The organism is uncultured Helicobacter sp. (assembly GCF_937893305.1).
GTDB lineage: Bacteria > Campylobacterota > Campylobacteria > Campylobacterales > Helicobacteraceae > Helicobacter_D.
Genome location: NZ_CALBGN010000017.1, coordinates 24,371 through 47,045 on the forward strand (window position 1 = coordinate 24,371; position 22,675 = coordinate 47,045).

The window sequence follows — 22,675 nt, forward strand, 5'->3', positions numbered from 1 at the left end:
GCTTTTAAATTTTTTATAAAAATAGCAAAAAGTCCATTATAAAAATTTATGAAGAGAAATAAAATCATAAATTTTTAATATTCTAGTTAAATTTCAACTTAAAGTAAAATCAAAAATTATTCTTAAAAAATCAATAAAGCACGATAAATAAGTGCTTTTAAGTATATTTATGACAATGCGATATATATAAAAAAATATAAATAAAATATAAATTTTTTACCGACTTTTTACACAAAATGTCGTAAAATGCAATCTCGTAAAAGAAAATACAAGGAGGCAAAGTTGAGTGTCAATCGTAGAGACTTCCTAAAGGGAGTTGGTGTTGGTTCTGTTGCTTTGAGTATGCCGGGGACTTTAGGGGCGTTTCAAGGTAAGCTAAAAGGGGAGTCAAAGTTTGTGCCAAGCATTTGTGAGATGTGCAGCACACGTTGTCCTATAGAAGCTAGGGTAGATGATGGAGAGAAAGTTTTTATTCAAGGAAATCCTTATTCTATTGCAACAGGTGGTTCAGTTTGTGCAAGGGGAGGTTCAGGCGCAAATCAACTTTTTGACCCAAAGCGTCTTGTTAAGCCTATTATGCGAACAGGTGAAAGAGGTGAAGGCAAATGGAAAGAGATAAGCTGGGAAGAAGCGTATGATTATATTGCAAAAAAACTTATAGAGATTAAAGAAAAATATGGTGCACATAGTGTTGCTTTTGCTTCAAAGTCTGGTCCTGAACAAACTTTTTTAAATCAATTTGCATATGCTTATGGTAGTCCAAATACTTTTGATCACGGGAACACTTGTCCTTCAGGATATGCTGTAGCTCTTACCAGTGTATTTGGTTCAGGCTCTGTAAGTAGGGACTTTTCAAATTGTAAATATATGTTAAACTTTGGGCACAATGTATATGAAGGAATTGTAATTAGTTATGCTAGGGGAGTTACAGAAGCGTTAGAGAAAGGTTGTAAGCTTGTTTCTTTAGATCCTAGATTTTCTGTGCTTTCTTCTAAAGCTAATGAATGGATTCCTATTAGACCTGCTGGAGATACGGCATTTATGATGGCATTTGTGCATACGCTAATTTTTGAAGAACTATATGATAAAAAGTTTGTAGAAAAATATACCATAGGCTTTGAAAAGCTAAAAGAAAGTGTCAAAGATTATACGCCAGAGAAAATGGCAAAAGAGTGTGATATTCCAGCAGATAAGATTGTAGAAATTACAAGAGAATGCGCAAGTTATGCGCCACATTGTATAGTGGATTTTGGACATCGTGCAACTTTCACTCCAGAAGAAATTGAGTTTAGAAGAGCAATTGCGATTGCTAATGCCTTGCTTGGAAATGTAGAAACAAAAGGTGGAATCTATTTTCCAAAGGGTGCTGGAACTTATAATAAAGTTGCTGGAGAAAAGGTTGCTCCTGTGTTTAAGGATTCTGTTTTACCAAAGATTCCAACTCCAAAGCATTCACGCATTGATTTAATTGATATTAAGGATGGGGAGTTTAGCAAGATTTCAAAAAAGCGTGGCGTGTATTCTCAAGTCTTTAAATCAATCTTAGATGAAAAGCCTTATGCAATTCGCGGATTATGGATTACAAGATCAAATCCAGTGATGACAGTAAATAATTCTGATGAAGTTGTAGAAGCCCTTAAGAAGTTAGATTTGTTTGTGAGTGTGGATGTGTATGTTTCTGATACTTCACAATATGCAGATATCATCTTGCCAGAATCAACTTACCTTGAAAGAGATGAGCAGTTTTTAGCATCAAATGGTAAAAATCCGGGCTATCAAGTGCGCCAAAAAGTGGTAGAAACTATTGGAGATACAAAGCCTTCTTGGCAGATTTATTTAGAAATGGCTCAAAAAATGGGATATGAAGCAGCATTTCCCTATAAAGATATGAATGATTTTAGAATGCAACAAGCTTATGAATATCCAGAAGATATGTTTGAAGTCAAACATAAAGGCATCATTAAATATGGAATTCCACTTCTAGCAAGGGATCAAGCAAGTATTAAGAAGTTTGTGGAGAAATATCCTAATTCTAAGCAGAATTTAGATGCTGATGGAGAGTTTGCAGAGCTTTTAAAATGTAAAACAAAAAGTGGAAAAATAGAGCTTTTTGATGAAGTATTGGAAGCGGCTTGTGGACGCGGTGGATTAACCTATAATGATCCAAAACTTAAAGAAGATGGAGAATTTTATTTTATACAGGGTAAAGTCGCCGTGCATACAAATGGACATACGATGAATGTGCCTTGGTTGAATACTTTAATGGATGATAATGCAGTTTGGATTAATCAAGATGTTGCTAACAAATTGCGTCTTAAAAAAGGAGATAAAATCAAAATCACAAGTAAAGTTGGCTCACAAATTGCAAGTGTGTTGCCAACAATTGGAATCCGAGAAGACACTTTATTTGCATATTTTGGGTTTGGACATACAAGCAAATATCAAGAAATTGCTTATGAAAAGGGAATGAGTGCAAGTCATTTGCTAGAAAATACAATCTCGCCAGTAACAGGCAATAATGTCCATACTATTGGCGTTAAAATTGAAAAAGTATAGGGGGTTACTATGGCAAAATATGCAATGATTCACGATTCTGTGAAATGTATCGGCTGTCAAGGATGCACCATTGCTTGTAGGAGTGAAAATGCAATTCCTGATGGATTTTTTAGATTACAAGTCAAAATGGATGGACCGCACGGAGTTTTTCCAAATTTGAGCTTTAATTATGTGCGTCATTCATGTGAGATGTGCGAACATACGCCTTGTGTAACGGTCTGTCCAACACACGCTTCTTTTATGGATGAAAATGGGATTGTAGATATTGATGCAAGTCAATGTGTGGGTTGTTTGTATTGCGTGGTGGCTTGCCCCTATAATGCACGCTATGTTAATCCAGAAACTAAAGTGCCTGATAAATGCAACTTCTGCAAGCATACGCATTTAAAGCAGTATGGTGAGCCAGCTTGTGTTGCAGTGTGTCCAACAGATGCGTTAGTATTTGGGGATTTAGATGATCCAAGTAGTCCGATTTTTGATATATTAACAACAAAACCTTTTGTTGTTAATAAGCCACATTTAGGAACAAAGCCTAAGCTTTTTGTTGTTCCTAATTCTAAGGGAGGTATTACACTATGAATCCGATATGGGGACCTGATGCAGTAACGATTGTTTGGCATTGGCCAATAGCTGTTTATTTATTTTTAGCTGGGTTATCATCTGGAGCGATGATGACGGCATTGAGTGTTGAGTGGATGAATCCAGAAAAAAAAGCTCCGTGGGACGCTTTTGTAAGAGCTGGAGTTTTATTAGCACCTGTAACAATTATTGTGGGATTGTTAATTTTGGTGTTTGATTTAACAAAACCTTTGAATTTTTATAAATTGCTTTTGACTTATAATTTGCAATCTGTAATGTCGCTTGGTGTTTTGTTGCTACTTGTTTATACGCCACTTTCTATGATTTATGCAGTAATGCGATTCCGTGCGAGTTTGGAGTCTAGTTTTTTAGGCGGTTTAGTGCGTGCATTTAGCGGGATTTTAGATTTCTTAGAAAGACATTCTTTGTGGTTTGGGCGATTGATTTTTGCATTTGCTGGTGGAGTTGGAGTTTATACAGGGTTTTTACTTTCTGCAATCCAAACTTTTCCCCTTTATAATAGTCCAATTTTGCCGATTTTGTTTCTTGCAAGTGGGCTATCAAGTGGAATTGCTGCGTGCATTTGCTTTGGATTATTGTTTTTTGAAAAGGAAGTTTCAAAAAACACTACAAAATATCTTTTAACAATGGATTTAAGGGTAATTCCTATTGAATCTTTATTGCTTTTTGCGCTTTTTGTTGGACTTTATTTTCAAGGTGGAGAAAAGGCAATTGCTGCAATAACTGCGCTAAGTAGTGGTTCTTGGGCTACTATATTTTGGCTATGTGTGATAGGGTTTAGCATTGTTATCCCTAGTGTTATTGCGCTAACTGCGTTGAAAAATCACGCTTATAAAGTGAATTTTATTTTGTTAAATGCAGCTTCAATTATGCTTGGAGTTTTCGCGCTAAGAATGTATATTTTATATGCTGGACAAATTTATCTAGGCGTGTAAGATTTTGGATTCCAACTTTTAAAGTTGGAATCGTATTTTAATTTGTTCTTCAAAAACCTTTAGTATTTTTCGCATTTTTTAAACATTTCTTCAAAAGCATTATGGGATTGTTCTATAAGTTTTTTATCTTCTAAGATTAAAAGTGTTTCATAGTTTGTTTCAAAAGCACTTTTAGACCAATTTGCAGAACCTAAAATGAGATGTTTATCATCGCTAATTGCCATTTTAATGTGCATTAAGCCATTATACTTCCCATTTTTTGAGCGTTCTCCTTTTAGCAGACAAGTTTGTATGTTATTGAGTTTTGCAAGATAGCCTATTGTGGATTTATTAGGATCTTTATTGCTACTTTCATCATAAATAATACGCACTTTTACGCCCTGTTTAGCAACATCTCTAATTGCCTTACTAATTTGACGATTTGTAAAACTATAAATCGCAATATCTAGCGTATTTTGCGTGCTTTTAATAGTGTATAAAAGTGCGTTTAGTGCCCTTTTTTGATCCTTTGGCATAAAATACAAATCCTGTGCAATAAGAGAGCTTAAGCATAACGCACTAAAACAAAACAGAGTGAAAACTTTTTTAAACATTGCAATCCTTTTAGAAAATTAAGATACAAATTGTTAAAATTGTAGCAATTCTTTGATTAAACCAAGGGGCGTTTATGAAGTTATATCTTATTAGTAAAAATCCAATCATTAACAAACTTGTAGCCCTAAGTGCTTCTAAGCTTGGCGTGGAAATGGTGGAATCTCAAGAGCTAGATGCTAGCATTAGCGCAGAGATTGTATTAATGGACGATGAATGTTTTGAAGTGGAGATTTTTGAGACATACAAGGCAGATAATGCCACAGCAAAAATGATTTTATTTTATTCTAAAGCAGCAGAACGCATTGAAGGATTTGATAGTTATATCCAAAAGCCGTTTTTGCCAACAGATTTGGTAAAAACTTTGAGTGAAATTTCAGGGATTAGCATAGAAGATGCAACAAAAAAGAGTGTAGAGAGTGATATTTTAGAACTTGATAGCAATGATGATTTAGGAGAGCTTAATTTAGATGAAGAGCTTGATTTTTCTAATTTAGATGATTTAGATTTAGAAGATAATCAAGCATTGAAATTAGATGATAATGATGCGCCACTTGATTTTGGTGGAGATGATGGATTAGAATCTAAAGAGAATGCAGAAGAGCAAGATTTACAGGTGTTAGATAAAGGCGATGTGGATACAATCAAGGATTTGCTAGATGATTCTAAAGAAGCAGTTGATGATCCTTTGCTTGGATTTGATTTAGATAAAGAACTTGGTGAAATTTCAAATAATATGAAGGATATAGAACCATCTAAAGAGAAAGTCGCACAAGAGTTAGAAGTTGCGGAACAAAAAGAAGAAAATCAAGAAGTAGCCCTAGAAGCATTAGAAGAAGCGGGAAGTGATTTTGGTTTAGAAGAGATTATGGGAGAGGATTCTGAGGATATAGAAGCAGTAGAGAATGTGGAATCCAAAACAGAAAATATGGAGCTTGATTTAAGCGATTTTGATTTAGGGATTGAAGAAGATGACACAAAGCAGTCTTCAAGTGATGAAAGTGATGAGATTAAAGAGAGTGAAACATTTAATTTAGAAGATTTAGAATTGGGCAATGAAGAATCCACAACAAGCACTGAATCCTTGGATAGTTTAGAATCTAGTTTGGAGTCTAATGATGGAGAAAGTTTAGGAAGTATAGAAAACACACAAGAGCTAGAAAATGCAGATGAATTAGAAAATCTTCAGAGCTTTAATATAGAAGAAACTACTATGGAATCTAAAGATGAAGATTTAGAAAATTTAGATGCAACAATGGATTTAGAAGAGACTGCAGAATCTAAAGATGAATTAGCAAATTTAGAATCGAGTTTAGAGTCAAGTTTGAATTCAGAAGAAACTAAATCTAACAATGAAAATTTGGAGAATTTAGAATCAGATTTCACAGAAACTTCTAATGTTTCTTCAAATGATTGTGCAGAAAGTATGGCTAGTGGCGATGAGTTTTCTGCTCTTAGCCTTGAAGAAATGGGAGAAGCATTAGGTGAGCCTATCCAAAAAGAACCACTCCCTGCGCCATTTGTCGCACAAGAACCACAAAAGCAAGAAGCGCAGCTCCCAAGCAATATTCAAGCAAACTCACTAGAATCATTAATTGGTGCGCTTCAAACACTTCAAACACAATCTTTAAAAGAGCTTTTAAGTGGAGCCACTATTAACATTAGCATTCAATTTCCTAAAAAAGATGAGAATTGATGAAACTAAAAGGAGCGATTTTAATTTTATCAGGTCCTAGTGGAGCAGGAAAAAGCTCATTGTATAAAAGGTTAGCACAAGAGTTCCCAAACCATTATTTTTCTATTTCTTCTACAACACGCCAAAAGCGTGAGGGAGAAATTCACGGCGTGCATTACAACTTTATTTCTAAAGATGCTTTTGAGATAGGTATTAATCAGGGAGATTTTTTAGAATGGGCAAAGGTGCATAACCACTATTATGGCACTTCTAAAGCACAAGTTATACAAGCATTAGAACAAGATAAACTTGTGATTTTTGATATTGATGTGCAAGGGCAAGCAAATCTCAAAAAGGCTTTCCCGCGCCACACCACAAGTGTTTTTATCACTACAAAAACTAAAAGCATTTTAAAAGATCGTTTAGGTGGGCGCAGAAGTGATGAAGATAGTGTGATTCAAAAGCGTTTAGAAAATGCGCTTGATGAGGTGAAAAATCTGCCAAATTATGATTATTTAATCATTAATGAAAATTTAGAAGAAGCCACAAACAAACTGCTATGTATCGCAAGAAGTGCATTTTGCAAAGCGTCTCTTTATGAATTAGAATCCTTTTTGCAAAATTGGGAAAAATAAATTTTTTCTATAAAGATTAAGTCATAAAACGCTAGAATTACCAAAACCTAAAATTAAAGAGATTCTATGCCAAAACGAAATGATATTCACACAATTTTGCTCATCGGTTCTGGTCCTATTGTGATTGGACAAGCTTGTGAGTTTGACTATTCTGGAACACAGGCGGCAAAGACGCTAAAAGAGCTTGGCTATAAAGTTGTTTTAATCAATTCTAATCCTGCTACTATTATGACAGATCCGGAGTTTGCCGATAGGACTTATATTGAGCCTATTACTGAAGAAGTTGTTGCAGATATTATCAAAAGAGAGAAAATTGACGCGATTTTACCCACAATGGGCGGACAAACTGCACTCAATATCGCAATGAGTATGTTTGAAAAAGGAATGCTTGATGGCGTTAAATTTCTAGGCGCAAAACCAGAAGCTATTAAAAAAGGTGAAGATAGACAGGCTTTTAAAGAAGCAATGCTAAAAATCAAAATGGACTTGCCAAAATCCCGCTATGCTTACACACTTGAAGAAGCACTTGAAGCAGCAAAGGAGATTGGATTTCCATTGATTATCCGCGCAAGCTACACGCTAGCAGGCGGTGGGAGTGGCGTTGCGTATAATATTGATGAGTTTAAAACTCTAGCGCAAAATGGTTTAGAAGTTAGCCCAATTAATGAGATTTTAATTGAAGAATCTTTGCTAGGTTGGAAAGAATATGAAATGGAAGTTATCCGCGATAGAGAGGATAACTGCATTATTGTTTGCAGTATTGAAAACCTTGATCCTATGGGTGTGCATACAGGAGATTCTATCACTATTGCTCCTGCTTTAACACTCACAGATAAAGAGTATCAAAGAATGCGTGATGCCTCCTTTGCGATTTTAAGAGAAATTGGCGTGGATACAGGCGGATCTAATGTGCAGTTTGCGATAAATCCTAACACAGGGAGAATGACTGTTATTGAGATGAATCCACGTGTTTCAAGAAGCTCTGCTCTTGCTTCTAAAGCAACAGGTTATCCTATTGCAAAGGTTGCCACTCTTTTAGCAGTGGGTTATACCTTAGATGAGATTAAAAACGACATTACAGGCACTCCTGCGAGTTTTGAGCCTAGCATTGATTATATTGTTACAAAGATTCCGCGTTTTACCTTTGAGAAATTTCCGCAAGCAGATTCTACGCTTACAACTTCTATGAAATCTATTGGAGAGGTTATGGCAATAGGGACGACCTTTAAAGAATCCTTGCAAAAGGCATTAAATAGCCTTGAAACAGGAATCTTTGGTTTAAATCCTTTAAGCATAGATTTAGGCGAGATTCAGCGCGAAGTGCGTCGTCCAAATGCGCAAAGATTACTTTATATCGCTGATGCGTTGCGTTTAGGAGTAAGTGTAGAAGAAGTGCAAAAATGGTGTAAGATTGATAAATATTTTCTAGGGCAAATTGCGGAGATTATCGCCCTTGAAAAAGAAATTTCTTTTGAAAAACTAAGCAACACAGAGTTTTTAAGAAGTTTAAAAGCAAGTGGTTTTAGCGATAAAATGCTTGCGTTTTTAATCAATAAAAACGAAGCATTAGAATTGCGCGAAGAAGATATTTATGCACTTAGACAAAAAGCAGGAGTGCAACCTATCTATAATGAAGTAGATACTTGTGCAGCGGAATTTGCAACAAAAACAGCATATTTATATTCTAGTATCCCTTTTAAAAACATAGAAGCAAAAGAGCAAAACAATCTAGGCAAAAAAGTGTTGATTTTAGGCGGAGGACCAAATCGCATAGGGCAGGGCATAGAGTTTGATTATTGTTGTGTGCATTCAAGCTTTGCCTTGCGCGATATGGGATATACAAGCATTATGTATAATTGTAATCCAGAAACCGTTAGCACAGATTATGATACAAGTGATGTGCTATATTTTGAACCGATTACTTTTGAATATGTGCGTAGTGTGATTGAGAGAGAAAATCCAGATGGGATTATTGTGCATTTTGGCGGACAAACACCTCTAAAACTTGCCAAAAAACTCACAACCATTGGTGCAAAAATCATCGGCACAAGTGCGAAAACTATTGATATTGCAGAAGATAGAGAAAAATTTGCAAAATTTGTAGAAGAAAATGGACTCTTACAGCCAAAAAACGGCACTGCCTATACTAAGGAAGAAGCTATTTCTATTGCTCAAAGCATAGGATTCCCCGTGCTTGTGCGTCCAAGTTATGTGCTTGGTGGGCGTGCAATGCGGATTGTGTATAATGTCTTAGAGTTGCAAGAATATATGAGTGAGGCAGTAAGCGTTAGCGAAGATTCTCCGGTGCTAATTGATAAATTTTTAAATAATGCAATTGAACTTGATGTTGATATTATTTGTGATGGCAAAGATGTGTATATTGCAGGGATTATGCAGCATATTGAAGAAGCTGGGATTCATAGTGGCGATTCTGCTTGTTCTTTACCTACAATTAGCATTTCACAAGAGAAGCTAAAAGAGATTGAGCAAACGACTGCAAAAATTGCAAGAAATTTAGGTGTTATAGGGCTTATGAATACACAATATGCGATTTTTGAAGATACACTTTATTTAATTGAAGTTAATCCAAGAGCTAGTCGCACCGTGCCTTTTGTGAGCAAGGCAACAGGAATCTCGCTTGCAAAAGTTGCCACAAGCGTAATGGTGCATCAAAATCTAAAAGCTGCTTTGGAGCGTTATGATATCTTTAAAAAAGTAGAATTTAAAGATGGGCTTTATAAGCCAAAATCTTTAAAGCATATTGCGGTTAAAGAATCCGTATTCCCTTTTAATAAGTTAAGTGGTGCGGTGATGACTTTAGGACCTGAAATGCGATCAACAGGTGAAGTTATGGGAATTAGTAAGAGTTTTGGGTTAAGTTTTGCAAAAAGTCAAATGGCGTGTAAAAATGCTCTACCAACAAAAGGTAAGGTGTTTATCTCATTGCGCGCACTTGATAAGTCCCAAGCCTTGCCTTTGGCAAGAGATTTGCAAGGCTTAGGTTTTAGTCTTTGCGCGACAAAAGGCACAGCTGAAATCTTAAATCAAAACGGGATCACTTGTGAAGAAGAGCTAAAAATTAGTGAAGGGCGTCCAAATATCGGTGATAGGCTAGCAAATGGAGAAATTGCTTTAGCAATCAATACAAGCGATGAAGCGTCAAGTAAAGATGACACGGATAAAATCCGCACGCAAGTTTTGCGCAACAATGTGCCATATTTTACAACCATAGAAGCAGCACGCGTAGCAGTTAGTGCAATTTGCGAGATTAAAAGTCAAAATCCAAATCTTGCACAAGCAATCCAAGATTATCTTGCATAATGGAATCTATTTTTCTAGCGCAAAGTGATACAACTGCTGGATTTTTGTGTGAAAGCTTTGAAGTTTTAAACCGCGCAAAAGGACGCGATACAAAACAAAATGCACTTTTAACACTAGATTCTTTAAGTAAGCTAAAACAGCTTGTTAGAATCCCATCCCTACATAAAAATAGGGTGCGAAAAAGCACAAAAAGCACCTTTATCTATCGAGGCAAAAATGCACTTAATAAGCATTCTTTGGCAGTCCGTCTTGTGCCAAAAGAATCGTGTGCGCATAGTGCGTTTTTGGAGTTTTTTTTATTTTTATATTCAAGTTCTGCAAATGCGCATAAAGCGGAGTTTGATTTAAACTTTGCCTTACAAAAAGCGGATATTGTTGTGTTAGATGAGCGGTTTTTAAGCGCACAAAAGCCATCAAAAATGTATAAAATCTCAAATTCACAGATAAAAAAAATAAGGTAGAAAATGAAATTTACAGATATTTTGCAGTCTTTCTTGTTAGGTTTGGTATTGGTTTTTCTGCTGTTTTGTATTTTTTGGGCGGCAGTTTATGTAAGTTATATTCAGTATTATGGGATTGGAGAATTTTTTAATCCTTTCTTTAATAATGTTTTTAATTCTTTAGCATTTTTTATTTGTGTTGGAATCTTTGGTGTAGGATTAGCAATCCCATTTTTAGATCGGATTTTTAAGGTTTTGTTTTTTCTCTGTTTAGCTTGTGTTTTATCGCTTTTTATCCCATCTTTTGGTAGGGCTATGGGAGAGATTTTTCTCTCAAAAGAACAGATTATTACAACACAAGGGGAGCAAAAAAACGTCAAAAGTCTTTATGAAAATCACCGCTATATTGTGTATTTAAGCGCAGATTCTGACGATTTTGAAACACGCAAGCGGAATCTTATTTATTATGAAAAGCCTATTGCAAAATAAAAGGCGTGTCTTGATATACGGAGAAATTTAACCAGTTAGAAAACAGCACACTAGCACTTGAACGCCAAGAAAAAACAGGTTTGGATTCTGCATTATAATAGTTTTTTGGTTTAGCAATGCCCTTGTCTAAATCGCGCTTATATTCTAAATCTAGCGTATCTTTAGAATACTCTGGATGCCCTAGGATAAAAAAGTCTTTTTCATCTTTTAGTGCGGTAATCCCGCTTTCTTTACCTTCTAACAAGATTTTTAAGTGTTGATTTTCTCTAGCTTGCTTTTCATTAACCCCAGAATGCCTAGAATGTGGAATCCTAACAAGTTCGTCAAGTCCATTTAAGATTAAATCTTGTTCAACACAAAAATGTTCAAACACACCAAAAAGTTTGGAATCTAAAGCGATTTTTTGAATATTATGAAAGTGATATAATCCCGCCATTGCTCCCCAGCAGAGATATAGAGTGCTTGTGCAATGCGTTTTTAAAAACTCCATAATCTTAGTAAATTCTCCCCAATATTTCACACTTTCAAACTCTAAATGCTCAATAGGTGCGCCTGTAACAATCGCCCCATCAAACTTTTTATTTTTAATCGCATCAAAACTCACATAAAACTTGTCCAAATGTGATTTTGGCGTGTTTTTACCAATATAGCTAGAAGTGGAAAGCAAAGTAATATTAACTTGCAAAGGGGAGTTTGCAAGCAGAGATAAAATCTGATTTTCTGTTTGAATCTTTGTTGGCATTAGATTAAAAATCAGCACTTCTAAGGGGCGAATATCTTGCGTTTTAGCGCGATTGCACCCCATAATAAAGGCGTGATCTTTAAGCAGTTTAAAGGCTGGAATCTCTTCTGGAATAACAAGTGGCATTTTAAATCCTTATTGTTCTAATGCTTGCTTTAAATCCGCAATTAAATCTTGTGGAGATTCTAATCCAATACTTAAGCGAATCGTGCAAGGCGTAATCCCTGCAGATTTTAGCTCTTTTTCGTTTAATTGTGAATGTGTAGTAGAAGCTGGGTGAATCACAAGAGATTTAGAATCACCAATATTTGCGACAATCTCAAAAATTTCTAGCGCGTTGCAAACTTTTTTTGCAGCTTCAAAACTCTCCACTTCAAAACTCAAAAGCCCACTAGAATTAGAATCGTAAAAATATTTTTGTAGCAATGTATGATAAGGATTTTCTTTTAGCCCGGGATAAAAGACTTCTTTAACCTTTGGATGAGATTGTAAAAACTTCGCAACTTCTAGCGCATTTTGACTATGTTTTTTAATGCGTAATTCTAATGTTTCTAAGCCTTGTAAAATAATCCAAGCATTTTGTGGGGAGAGTGTTGCGCCAATATTTCTTAGCCACTCTGTAATTAAACGGATACTAAAAATCGGTAAAGATTCCGCCAAAGACGCATACACCAAACCGTGGTAACTCTCATCAGGTGTGTTAAAAGCACCATAACGCGGATTATTAACAAGCACTTCATTAAAGCCCTTGCGTTCAATTACGACTCCACCAAGCGCACTGCCTTGCCCATTGATGTATTTGCTAAGGCTATACACCACAAGATCCACACCATAATCAAAAGGTTTATGCAAAAACGCCGTTGCCACCGTGTTATCACAAAGCGTTGCAACGCCGTGCTTTTTAGCAATATTTGTGATTTTCTCCACATCAGCAATAGCAATTTGTGGATTTGATAAACTCTCAAAGAAAATCACCTTTGTATTGCTATCAATCACATTTTCTAAACTCTCTTCTATATGATCTATATCAAACACCCTAGCTTCTATGCCAAAGCGTTTTAGCGTATGCACAATAAGTGTTTGTGAGCCACCATAGATTTTATTAGAATACACAATATTATCACCATTTTGTGCTAAATTCACAAGTGCGTAAAAAATCGCTGCTGTCCCACTAGCAGTTGGAATCCCAAATGCTCCACCCTCAACTGCTGCAAGCCTATCCCCTAAAACATTAAGTGTAGGATTTGTTAATCTAGAGTAGATATTGCCAAGTTCTTGTAAGGCAAATCTAGCAGCTGCTTGTTCTAAATTCTCAAAGCTATATGCAGTGTTTTGATAAATCGGCACGCTTAAAGTGCGTTGTGTATCAAAAGTATATCCAGCGTGCAGTGCTAAAGTCTCTTGTTTATGATTTGTTGCCATTTTTTGTCCTTTTCAATGAAATTTTCAGCATTGTAACACAAAATTTTAAAAATACAATATGTATTTATAAAATTTATAAAAATTTTTCAAAACTTTGTAAATTTTTCACAATTTTTTAGAATTGACTCTAATCTTTTTTATTTTTTATCCGATATAATTGCATAGCTAAACTTTACAAGGCGGTTTAAGTCTTTGGCTTAGCTTACTAAAGATAAATTTACGCTAGTCTTTAGTAAAACCAATGCATACCCAAGGACGGGTTAGCACAATTAAAAGGAGTTAAAAATGGCATTTCAAGTCAATACCAATGTTAATGCGTTAAACGCACACGCTCAAAGCACTTTTACACAAACTAGTCTTTCTAGTTCATTGCAAAAGTTAAGTTCAGGTTTGAGAATCAACTCTGCAAAAGACGATGCTTCAGGTATGGCAATCGCTGATAGCTTGCGTTCTCAAGCAAACGCACTAGGACAAGCGATTAGAAATACAAACGATGGTATGGGGATTATCCAAATTGCAGATAAAGCAATGGATGAGCAGGTTAAAATCCTAGACACAATTAAGACAAAAGCAACTCAAGCTGCTCAAGATGGTCAAACAACACAAACAAGAACAGCAATCCAAGCTGACATTAACCGCTTGATTGAATCTTTGGATAACATCGCTGCAACTACAAGTTACAATGGTTTAAGCTTGCTTGCTGGTGGATTTACAAACAAAGAATTCCAAGTAGGTGCTTATTCTAACCAAACAATTAGAACAAGTATTGGCGCAACAAGCTCTGATAAAATTGGGCATGTGAGAAGTGAGACTTTAAAATTCTCTGCGTTAGGGACTGAACAAATGAATTTCTTGCAAGCCAAGGGCGGAAGAGATGTTAGTTTAGAAAGCGTTATTATCTCTACTTCAGCAGGAACAGGACTTGGAGCATTAGCAGAAGTGATTAACAAAAACTCTGATAATTTAGGCGGAATCCGCGCAGAAGCAAAAGTGCAAGTGCAAGGTAATGTAATACAAGGTGGAAGTATCACAAGTTTAAGTATTAATGGTGTAAAAATTGGTGATATTAAGGATATTAGCGGCGCAGATAGAGATGGTAGATTGATGCAAGCTATTAATTCTAGAAAAGAAGAGACAGGTGTTGAAGCTTCTATTGCAGAAGATGGTTCTTTGGTGCTAACTTCAACAGATGGTAGAGCAATTCAAGTTGCAGGAGGGAATGTTTCTGCTGCTGGTATTCAAGCTGGAACAACAGTTGGTTCTATTACATTGACAAGACTTGGCGCAAATGATATTAACTATACAGCCACAAATGCAACAGTGAGTGGTGCAGCAGAGGCTACATCAACTTTAAGGGATACAAAAGGCGTTTTTGGTGCAGATGTCAAATCGGCTGTTGGTGCAAATGTTGGTGTGAATTCTAATGCAGCAGGATATGGCGGTGATCTTGGCGGTGGTGTAACAACACTTAAAGGCGCAATGCTGGTAATGGACATAGCAGAATCAGCAATTAAACAACTAGATCAAATTCGTTCAGACTTAGGTTCTGTGCAACAACAAATGCAATCAACTATTAATAACATCACAATCACTCAAGTGAATGTGAAGTCAGCGGAATCTGGTATTAGAGAAGTGGATTTTGCAAGTGAGTCTGCAAACTACTCTAACCTAAATATTCTAGCTCAAGCTGGTAGTTATGCGTTAAGTCAATCAAACGCTGCACAACAAAACATCTTAAGACTACTTCAGTAGTTACTCTTCTTATGGAATCCCTTTTGGGATTCTATACTCTTATTTCTTTTTTTCTTAAACTCTTTTTATAATTTGTCTATAACTCAAAATATAGTATAGAAGAAGACATTGATTTTTAAAATTTTAAATTTTCATTGTGGAATACCTTTTGCTTTAAGTCTTTTGATTTTGTAAAAAAAGGCTTAAAATGCAAGGTGGATATTATAATTCTGTGGGCGGTATGGTTACACAAATCAATCGCCTAGATGTGATAGCAAACAATATTGCAAACGCAAACACAACGGGTTTTAAACGCGATGATGTTGTGATTGGTGATTTTTTGCGCTTGTATGAACAGCACAAAGAGTTTTTGCCTATTGATGAGCAGACAAAAGACGCAGCAAAGTTCTATAACCGCTCTTTAAATCGTGTGCCACAAATTGTAGAAGAATACACAGATAATAAAGTGGGCGGAATGATGGTTACAGATAATACATTTGATTTTGCTTTGAGTAAAGAAAATATGTATTTTATGGTAGAAACTCCAGATGGAATCCGCTATACGCGTGATGGCTCTTTTGTGCTAAATGAACAGGGAAGACTCGTAACAAAAGAAGGCTATCCCGTGCTACCACGCGAATACCTAGACGCTCCACAATACATTGAATTTATTGATGGATTCCAAGTAGAAGTTGATAGCAATGGTAATATTTACACAAGGGATTTAAATAACGAGGGTATTGGCGAAATGGCGTTAATGGCAAATATTGGCGTAGTATCTTTTGAAAATCCAAAATATCTTAAAAAAATCGGCGACAATCTCTATTCTTATCCACAAGAACGCACCGATGAGCGCGAAGCCCTAGAGCAAAGTGGAGCCGTTAGGCAAGGGTTTTTAGAAAAAAGTAATATTAATGTTGTTCAAGAAATGACAGGATTAATTGAAACAAATCGTTTAGTGGAAGCTTATTCTAAAGTGTTAAAAACACATATGGACGAGCTAAATACAGAAGCAATCACAAAACTAGCAGCAAAAGCATAAAAAGGATTTAAAATGATGCGCGCACTTTATACAGCAACAACAGGAATGTTAGGACAGCAATTACAAATTGATGTAACTTCAAATAATATTTCAAATGTAAATACTTTTGGCTATAGAAAAGAAAGAGCGGAGTTTGCGGACTTGTTTCATCAAGTGTTGCAATATGCAGGTTCTAGCACAAGTGAGACAACGCTAAGTCCAACAGGGATTGAAGTAGGGCTTGGTGTGCGACCAACAGCGGTGCAAAAGATTTTTTCTCAAGGAAATTTTAAAGAAACAGAACAAAATCTTGATGTGGCAATTACAGGTAATGGGTTTTTTCAAATTGAATTGCCAGATGGCACGATTGCTTATACGCGCGATGGTTCTTTTAAGCGCGATGATGAAGGAAATGTTGTTAATGCACAGGGTTATTTGCTTGTGCCAAATATCACAATCCCAGATGATGCTACACAAATTAACATTGGAAAAGATGGCACAGTAACTGTTGTGCAAGGTAATGCAACAGAAGTGAATCAGCTTGGACAAATTGAAACGGTAAATTTTATTAACCCAGCAGGTTTGCACGCATTAGGGGATAATCTTTATCTTAATACAAATGCTTCAGGTGATCCAATCGTAGGCACTCCGGGATTAAATGGCTTTGGACAATTAGCGCAAGGTTTCGTGGAAACAAGTAATGTGAAGCTTGTTGAAGAAATGACGGATTTAATTGTAGGACAAAGAGCGTATGAAGCAAACTCTAAATCTATCCAAACAGCAGATTCTATGCTACAAACTGTTAATCAACTAAAGCGTAACTAAAATATTTTTAAACAGCTAGGCATATTGTTGTGCTTAGTTGTTTTAATGATTTTTACATTCTTTTGAGATAGTTTTTCAATCTTAATTTTTTTATTTGTGTAAATGAGTAGATAGATACTTAATTCAAGTTAGGTAAGAACCTAACCTGAATCAGTGGAGATTAAAATTGAAGTTTTGATTTTGTATTGTTGCTTAGAATTTATATTTCAAACCAACATTTCCGCTAAGATAAGTTTCATTTTTGTTATCAACTTCACCAGCTAAAATTTGTTTTACTCCGACACCTGCGTTGAAGCTCCAAGAATCACTAAGTTCTACATTTCCTCCAATTGTTAATTGACCATAAGTTTTTTCTTTGTCAGTTCCTGCAATGCTAAATACTGAGTTAGAACCAGCAAATCTTGCAACATAATCGTCTCCATTGTTTAAAACATATTGTTCAATTTTTGGTGTTACGAAAAGATAAGAACTTGCATTGAAGTATTTTCTAAATTCCGCACCTACTTCAAGACTTAAAGAATTGTTTGTAGATGCTCTTACATGTTGCGCTAAAACACCTGATTCTGTATAGTCTGGTGTGTAACTAAAGTAATAGTTTGCACCGATAAATGGTTTTAAGAAAATGCTATTACCAAAATCCAATACCTTTCCAACATTTGCACTAAGCCCAAAGAATCTTTTTGTGAAATCTGAAGTATTCATTCCAGCAATCGTAGAAATTTCTTGATCTGTTTTGCCGAATTGTCCATATGCTCTTAGATTAAGTTCCCATGTTGGATTGAGTTTAATGAGAGAATATGCACCAAATTGGAAATTATCGGATTCTTGATTAACAAGATTGTCTTTTAGTGTTGCATTAGCATAAGTTACATATCCACCCAATAAAATATTGTCTGTGAGATTTCCATCAACACCAACGCTGATTCCATATAAGCCACCAGATTCTCCATCAATGATATTCGCGCCACCAAACACATTTGTCCATACGCTAGCTGTATATGTGTCATAATATTTGTATGATCCTGCATCAGAAGCTACACTTGCAAATTTATCGCCATAAGGATTATTAAATCTTGCAATACGACTTCCAATTGCCATATCATTTGACACATTGATTGCATTTGTCGCAGAAGATGAAGAATCAGAAAGGTTTGCGATAGCTTTTGCATTGTCTCTTGTAGTTTTGAAGAAGTTTGTGTTTGTGATTGCTCCTAGAATTTTACTATTATCTATGCCTTTAGCAGTTACGATACCATTTAAGATTCCAATTGCTTCTGCATTATTTCCTGCGCGAGAAAGTGAAGTTGTCATAGAAGCGAGATTTCCACTATCAAGCATAACTCCAGCCAAAACGGTGTTATTTTTATCTTTGATATTAGTTAGCGCACTATTTGCAAGATTTGCATTGATACTTGGTGCGATTACTTTAATGATATCAATTGCTTCTGTTTTTCCTGTGGCTGCATTTAAGCCATCAAGTTTGCCGGCAAGATCTTTTAATGCTGCTTTAATAGATTGAATCTCATTGGTTAATTTATTGATTTGCGTAGTTGCATCTGCGATAATTTTATCTTGCGCATCAATTTGTTGTTGGATTTTATCTTTTTTTGCTTGATCTTTTTCAGCTTCTAATTGTTTTTGTAAATCTTTCTTTTTCGTTTCGGCTGCTGTTTTGTTTGCTTCAGAAGTCTTTTTGTTGTTTTCTTTAACTGTCTTTGAGCCATTTAATTGTGTTGTTGCGGTATTAACTAAGGTTGTTTCTTGGTTAATGAAGCCAGCAAGAAGTGCTTTAACATCTGTTTTGCTTAAATCTGCTGTTGATTCTCCATTGATATAGAGTGTTTTTCCATCTTTTGAAAGCTCTAGTTTATAATCTAATCCAAACTGACCTAGTAGAGTGCTTGTGCTATTGCCGCCTGCTTGATTAATATTCATTTCAATTTCATATTCACCATTTTCACCTTGTCCTAGTGTGTTTGGATTGCTAAGCAAGCTATTAATATGTCTATCATATGAAATTGTTCCTAGCTTATTTGTTGCTGCATCTGCATTTAATTTTTTATCTGCTTGCACAAGAGCGTATTTTCCTAAGAAGAAATTATTGCCTGAATCTAGGTTAAAAGTCGACCCTGTGATATTTCCTTTTCCAGTGGTGTGAATTAGGCTGTTACCTGCAAAATTAAATGTTCCATTAGTAGCCGTTAAATCTCCATTAATATTGATACGACCATTATCTAAATCAGTAAGAGTGCCTAAAGTTGTATTTCCTTTAATGCCTAAAATACTATCTGCAACACTTAAACTTTGATTGAAAGTTACTGTATCTCCTGTAATGTTAGAATTTTTAAAGACATTTGCAGTGTCAATACTGATTGTTTTAGCTTTGATATTGAAAGCATAATTGTCTTGTGCATTTCCTCCAAGATTTGCTGCAGCATTAATAGTTAGATCTTTTCCATCTGCATTAATATCTAAATTTTTAACATCTAAAGGCTTTCCGTCTTTGTCTACATAAGTATTAACATCATAACCGAAAGTTGATTTTGCATCAGTTGTAATTGCTGATTTATCACCTGTTGTTATAGAGCCATTAGAATACTCGAAATTTGTATCAAAGCTCGGTTTGTCTGAAATATTAGCTGCGTTTGCTACAACAGCACCTGTAATTCCTACTCCTAGAAGGATCCTACTCGTTACGAGTGATAATCTGGACATCTTAATCTCCTTGAACTAAATAAAATAATTTAACAACTTATTATTACAAGTTGTTAAGTAATTTTATAAGAAATATAATTAAAAATAACTTACTATAATAAGGTAAAATTTGTTAGAACAGAAAGATGTTTTGTATGCTTATAAAATTATTGGCTCAAATGTTGCAAAAATTAGAAAACAAAAGAAATATTCACAATTAAAATTATCTCTTGCAATGGGGCATAATTCTGTAAGTCTGGTCTCTTTTTCAGAGATTTGCTTAAAAGGCGCACATTTTAATATTGAACATCTTTTGCAAATATCTATGATTTTAGAAGTAAATATAATGGATTTTTTTGTAGGTGTTGATGAATTTCTTTTGAATTTGAAAGAAAAGAATGAAAATTATGATAACTAGAATCCTTAAGAGATTCTAGTTTGTATGCTATCGTTTTGCGCATAGAAGCTAACCTTGCTTCCTTCTTTGATTTTATCTTGTAAAATTAAATCTGCTAGGCGGTCTTCAATTTCTTCATAAAGTGCGCGTTTAAGGGGTCTAGCTCCATAAATAGGATCAAATCCGACTTTTGCAATAAATTCTTTTGCGCTTTGTTCTAGTGTAATGTTAATATCTCTTTCTTGCACTTTCTTTTGGATTGTTTTAAAGAGAATTTCTACAATGCTTGTGATTTGCTCTAATCCTAAAGGATTAAAGATAATAATATCATCTAAGCGGTTTAAAAATTCTGGTTTAAAATAGCCTTTTAAAGCTTCTTTTACTGCTTTTTCACGCTCTGTTAAATCACTAATTTCCATAATTGCATTGCTTGCAATATTGCTTGTTAAAATAATAATGGTGTTTCTAAAGTCAATGGTTACGCCTTTGTTGTCAGTTAATCGTCCATCATCAAGCACTTGCAAAAGCATATTAAACACATCTGGGTGTGCCTTTTCAATTTCATCAAATAGAACGACGCTATAAGGTTTCCTACGCACTGCTTCTGTGAGTTGCCCACCTTCTTCATAGCCTACATATCCCGGAGGTGCGCCAACAAGTCTGCTTGCAGCGTGTTTTTCCATATATTCGCTCATATCAATGCGGATAAGATTTTTCTCACTATCAAATAAGAATCTAGCTAGCGTTTTAGCAGATTCCGTTTTTCCCACACCTGTTGGTCCTAGAAATAAAAAACTCCCAATAGGGCGATTTAGTTCGCTTAAGCCTGCTTTGTTGCGTTTGATTGCTCTTGCAATGGCGTGTAGGGCGTTATCTTGTCCAATAACTTCCTTTTTAAGCTCATCTTCAATACCTAAAATCTTATCCTTTTCATCTTGAAGCATTTTTTTAATAGGGATTTGCGTCCAACGGCTAATCACTGCTGCAATGGATTCTGGTAGCACTGCATTTCTTAAAAGCGTGCCATTTTCTTGCATATTCTCCCATTTTTGATTTTGAGATTGTAGTTCTGCTTCTAGTTGCGGGATTTTCCCATAATCAATTTCTGCTGCTTTGTTATATTCTCCATTGCGTTTAGCTAGTGTGCTTTGTGTGCGTAAAGAATCAATCTCTATTTTAATGCTAGCGATTTGATTAAACACTTGCTTTTCTGTTTCAAACTGCGCTTCTAGGGATTTTTTAATTTCTTCTTTATTGCTAAGTTCTTTTTGGATTTCTGCAATGCGTGCTTGGTTTTTTTCACTTTTTTCCATTAAAAGTGCTTCTTTTTCAACTTGCAAGGATTCCATTTCTCTTTTGATTTTAGCAAGTTCGCTAGGTTCAGATTCTATTTGCATTTTAAGTTCAGCGGCTGCTTCATCAATTAAATCAATGGCTTTATCAGGCAAGAATCTATCTGTAATATAGCGACTTGAGAGTTTTGCAGCGGCGACTAATGCGCTATCTGTTATTGTTACATTATGATGAGCTTCTAATCTTTCTTTAATCCCGCGTAAAATTTGCAAGGCTTCATTAACATTAGGTTCATTGAGCATTACGGGTTGGAATCTCCTTTGTAAAGCAGCGTCTTTTTCAAAATATTTACGATATTCTTTGAGTGTTGTTGCACCTATTGTGTGGAGTTCTCCACGCGCAAGAGCAGGTTTTAGGATATTTGCAGCGTCCATTCCGCCTTCACTTGCGCCTGCACCTACAATTGTATGGATTTCATCAATAAACAAAATAATATTTCCGCTTTTTTTCACTTCATCAATTACTTTTTTCAAGCGGTCTTCAAACTCTCCACGATATTTTGCCCCTGCAACTAACGCACTCATATCAAGAGCAATTACGCGTTTATTTTGTAAAGAAAGTGGCACTTCTTTTTTGATAATCCTTTGTGCTAGCCCTTCTACAACAGCAGTTTTACCAACGCCGGGTTCGCCCAAGAGAATAGGATTGTTTTTTGTTTTTCTAATTAAAATTTGCATCATATGTGTGATTTCTTCATCTCTGCCAATCACAGGATCAAGCTTGCCTTCAATAGCTTTTTTGGTTAAATCAATACCAAATTTTTCTAGGGATTCTAAGTTTTCATCAGCACTTTGTGAGTCAATTTTTGCCCCTGCGCGCATTGTTTCAAAAGTTTTTTTAAGCGCATTAATATCTAAAAATTTAGAAAAAAGATTCTTAATTGTTGGTTCTTGTAAATTTGCTAGGATAAAGGTATCAAGGGCGATATAAGAATCGCCATTTTTTGTTGCTAGTCCATCAGCTTGATTGAAAGCATCGTTTAGATTGCGTGAAATTTTAAGATTCTCTTTAGTTACACTACTGCTTTGTGGGAGTGTGCCAGCAATACTTCTTGCTTCGAGCTCAATAGCTGTTTTATCGAGATTTAAGCGATTTAGGGCTTGGTTTAAAAGTGAGTTAGTGTTTGTTAGCATAGCCCAAAAGAGATGGATGGGTTCAATTTCTTGGTTTTTATTATGCAAAGCAAGTGATGCACCTTGCTCTAAGGTTTCTTGTAATGTATTGGTGAGTTTTTCTAAAAGATTCATA

The 22,675-nt window shown here is 35.4% G+C and carries 17 protein-coding genes; 12 read left to right on the forward strand and 5 right to left on the reverse strand.

Going from position 1 to position 22,675, the window contains the following annotated elements; translation table 11 throughout:
- Positions 1-246 precede the first annotated feature (246 nt).
- The 3 genes from phsA to nrfD are packed head-to-tail and all read left to right on the forward strand — an operon-like array spanning position 247 to position 4,091.
- The gene (gene phsA / locus Q0358_RS06350; RefSeq protein WP_299548997.1) at positions 247-2,556 is read left to right on the forward strand and encodes a thiosulfate reductase PhsA; all 2,310 of its coding nucleotides are present in this window, start codon (positions 247-249) and stop codon (positions 2,554-2,556) included.
- 9 nt (positions 2,557-2,565) lie between these two features.
- Positions 2,566-3,135: a 4Fe-4S dicluster domain-containing protein gene (locus tag Q0358_RS06355; RefSeq protein ID WP_299549000.1), complete on the forward strand. Its 570-nt coding sequence runs from the start codon at positions 2,566-2,568 to the stop codon at positions 3,133-3,135.
- Positions 3,132-4,091 carry an NrfD/PsrC family molybdoenzyme membrane anchor subunit gene (gene nrfD / locus Q0358_RS06360; RefSeq protein WP_299549003.1) on the forward strand — a complete coding sequence of 320 codons (960 nt, stop codon included), beginning with the start codon at positions 3,132-3,134 and terminating at the stop codon, positions 4,089-4,091. The genes Q0358_RS06355 and nrfD overlap by 4 nt, the downstream gene beginning before the upstream one ends.
- Positions 4,092-4,150: 59 nt before the next feature.
- Here nrfD and Q0358_RS06365 read toward each other — a convergent pair whose 3' ends face one another.
- Positions 4,151-4,684 (reverse strand): phospholipase D-like domain-containing protein, encoded by a 534-nt coding sequence (locus tag Q0358_RS06365; RefSeq protein ID WP_299549006.1) that lies wholly within the window; start codon positions 4,682-4,684, stop codon positions 4,151-4,153.
- 74 nt (positions 4,685-4,758) lie between these two features.
- Between Q0358_RS06365 and Q0358_RS06370 the strand changes: the two genes are divergently transcribed.
- From Q0358_RS06370 to Q0358_RS06390, 5 genes are all read left to right on the forward strand, one after another.
- Positions 4,759-6,378: a hypothetical protein gene (locus tag Q0358_RS06370; RefSeq protein ID WP_299549009.1), complete on the forward strand. Its 1,620-nt coding sequence runs from the start codon at positions 4,759-4,761 to the stop codon at positions 6,376-6,378.
- Positions 6,378-6,992: a guanylate kinase gene (gene gmk, locus Q0358_RS06375; protein ID WP_299549097.1), complete on the forward strand. Its 615-nt coding sequence runs from the start codon at positions 6,378-6,380 to the stop codon at positions 6,990-6,992. Before Q0358_RS06370 ends, gmk begins: the two co-directional genes overlap by 1 nt.
- 66 nt (positions 6,993-7,058) lie before the next feature.
- A complete protein-coding gene (gene carB / locus Q0358_RS06380) occupies positions 7,059-10,313 on the forward strand; it encodes a carbamoyl-phosphate synthase large subunit (protein ID WP_299549013.1) in 3,255 nt (1,084 codons plus the stop codon).
- Positions 10,313-10,774, forward strand: coding sequence for a hypothetical protein (locus tag Q0358_RS06385; RefSeq protein WP_299549016.1), 462 nt, complete (start codon positions 10,313-10,315; stop codon positions 10,772-10,774). Before carB ends, Q0358_RS06385 begins: the two co-directional genes overlap by 1 nt.
- 3 nt (positions 10,775-10,777) lie before the next feature.
- Positions 10,778-11,242, forward strand: a complete 465-nt coding sequence (locus tag Q0358_RS06390) for a hypothetical protein (RefSeq protein ID WP_299549019.1) — start codon at positions 10,778-10,780, stop codon at positions 11,240-11,242.
- Here Q0358_RS06390 and metA read toward each other — a convergent pair.
- Both metA and Q0358_RS06400 read right to left on the reverse strand, forming a co-directional pair.
- Complete coding sequence (gene metA / locus Q0358_RS06395; RefSeq protein ID WP_299549022.1) at positions 11,229-12,110, reverse strand: homoserine O-succinyltransferase; 882 nt, start codon at positions 12,108-12,110, stop codon at positions 11,229-11,231. The two genes, Q0358_RS06390 and metA, sit on opposite strands and share 14 nt — an antisense overlap.
- A 9-nt stretch (positions 12,111-12,119) precedes the next feature.
- Positions 12,120-13,406 (reverse strand): aminotransferase class V-fold PLP-dependent enzyme, encoded by a 1,287-nt coding sequence (locus Q0358_RS06400; protein ID WP_299549025.1) that lies wholly within the window; start codon positions 13,404-13,406, stop codon positions 12,120-12,122.
- A 285-nt stretch (positions 13,407-13,691) separates the two neighbouring features.
- Here Q0358_RS06400 and Q0358_RS06405 point away from each other — a divergent pair, with 285 nt between their 5' ends.
- The 3 genes from Q0358_RS06405 (at position 13,692) to flgG (ending at position 16,983) form a co-directional block, all read left to right on the forward strand.
- On the forward strand, positions 13,692-15,158 hold the full coding sequence (locus Q0358_RS06405; protein WP_299549028.1) for a flagellin B: 1,467 nt from the start codon (positions 13,692-13,694) through the stop codon (positions 15,156-15,158).
- Between the two features lie 187 nt (positions 15,159-15,345).
- A complete protein-coding gene (locus Q0358_RS06410; RefSeq protein ID WP_101312866.1) occupies positions 15,346-16,179 on the forward strand; it encodes a flagellar hook-basal body protein in 834 nt (277 codons plus the stop codon).
- 12 nt (positions 16,180-16,191) lie between these two features.
- Positions 16,192-16,983 (forward strand): flagellar basal-body rod protein FlgG, encoded by a 792-nt coding sequence (gene flgG / locus Q0358_RS06415; protein WP_101312867.1) that lies wholly within the window; start codon positions 16,192-16,194, stop codon positions 16,981-16,983.
- A 192-nt stretch (positions 16,984-17,175) separates the two neighbouring features.
- On the opposite strand, the gene Q0358_RS06420 is transcribed toward flgG, so the two are convergent.
- Complete coding sequence (locus tag Q0358_RS06420) at positions 17,176-19,698, reverse strand: autotransporter domain-containing protein (protein WP_299549041.1); 2,523 nt, start codon at positions 19,696-19,698, stop codon at positions 17,176-17,178.
- Positions 19,699-19,807: 109 nt separating this feature from the next.
- Here Q0358_RS06420 and Q0358_RS06425 point away from each other — a divergent pair, with 109 nt between their 5' ends.
- Positions 19,808-20,095, forward strand: coding sequence for a hypothetical protein (locus Q0358_RS06425; RefSeq protein ID WP_299549044.1), 288 nt, complete (start codon positions 19,808-19,810; stop codon positions 20,093-20,095).
- Positions 20,096-20,100: 5 nt separating this feature from the next.
- On the opposite strand, the gene Q0358_RS06430 is transcribed toward Q0358_RS06425, so the two are convergent.
- Entirely contained in the window at positions 20,101-22,674 is a 2,574-nt protein-coding gene (locus Q0358_RS06430; protein ID WP_299549046.1) for an AAA family ATPase, read from the reverse strand.
- Between the last annotated feature and the right edge of the window lies 1 nt (position 22,675).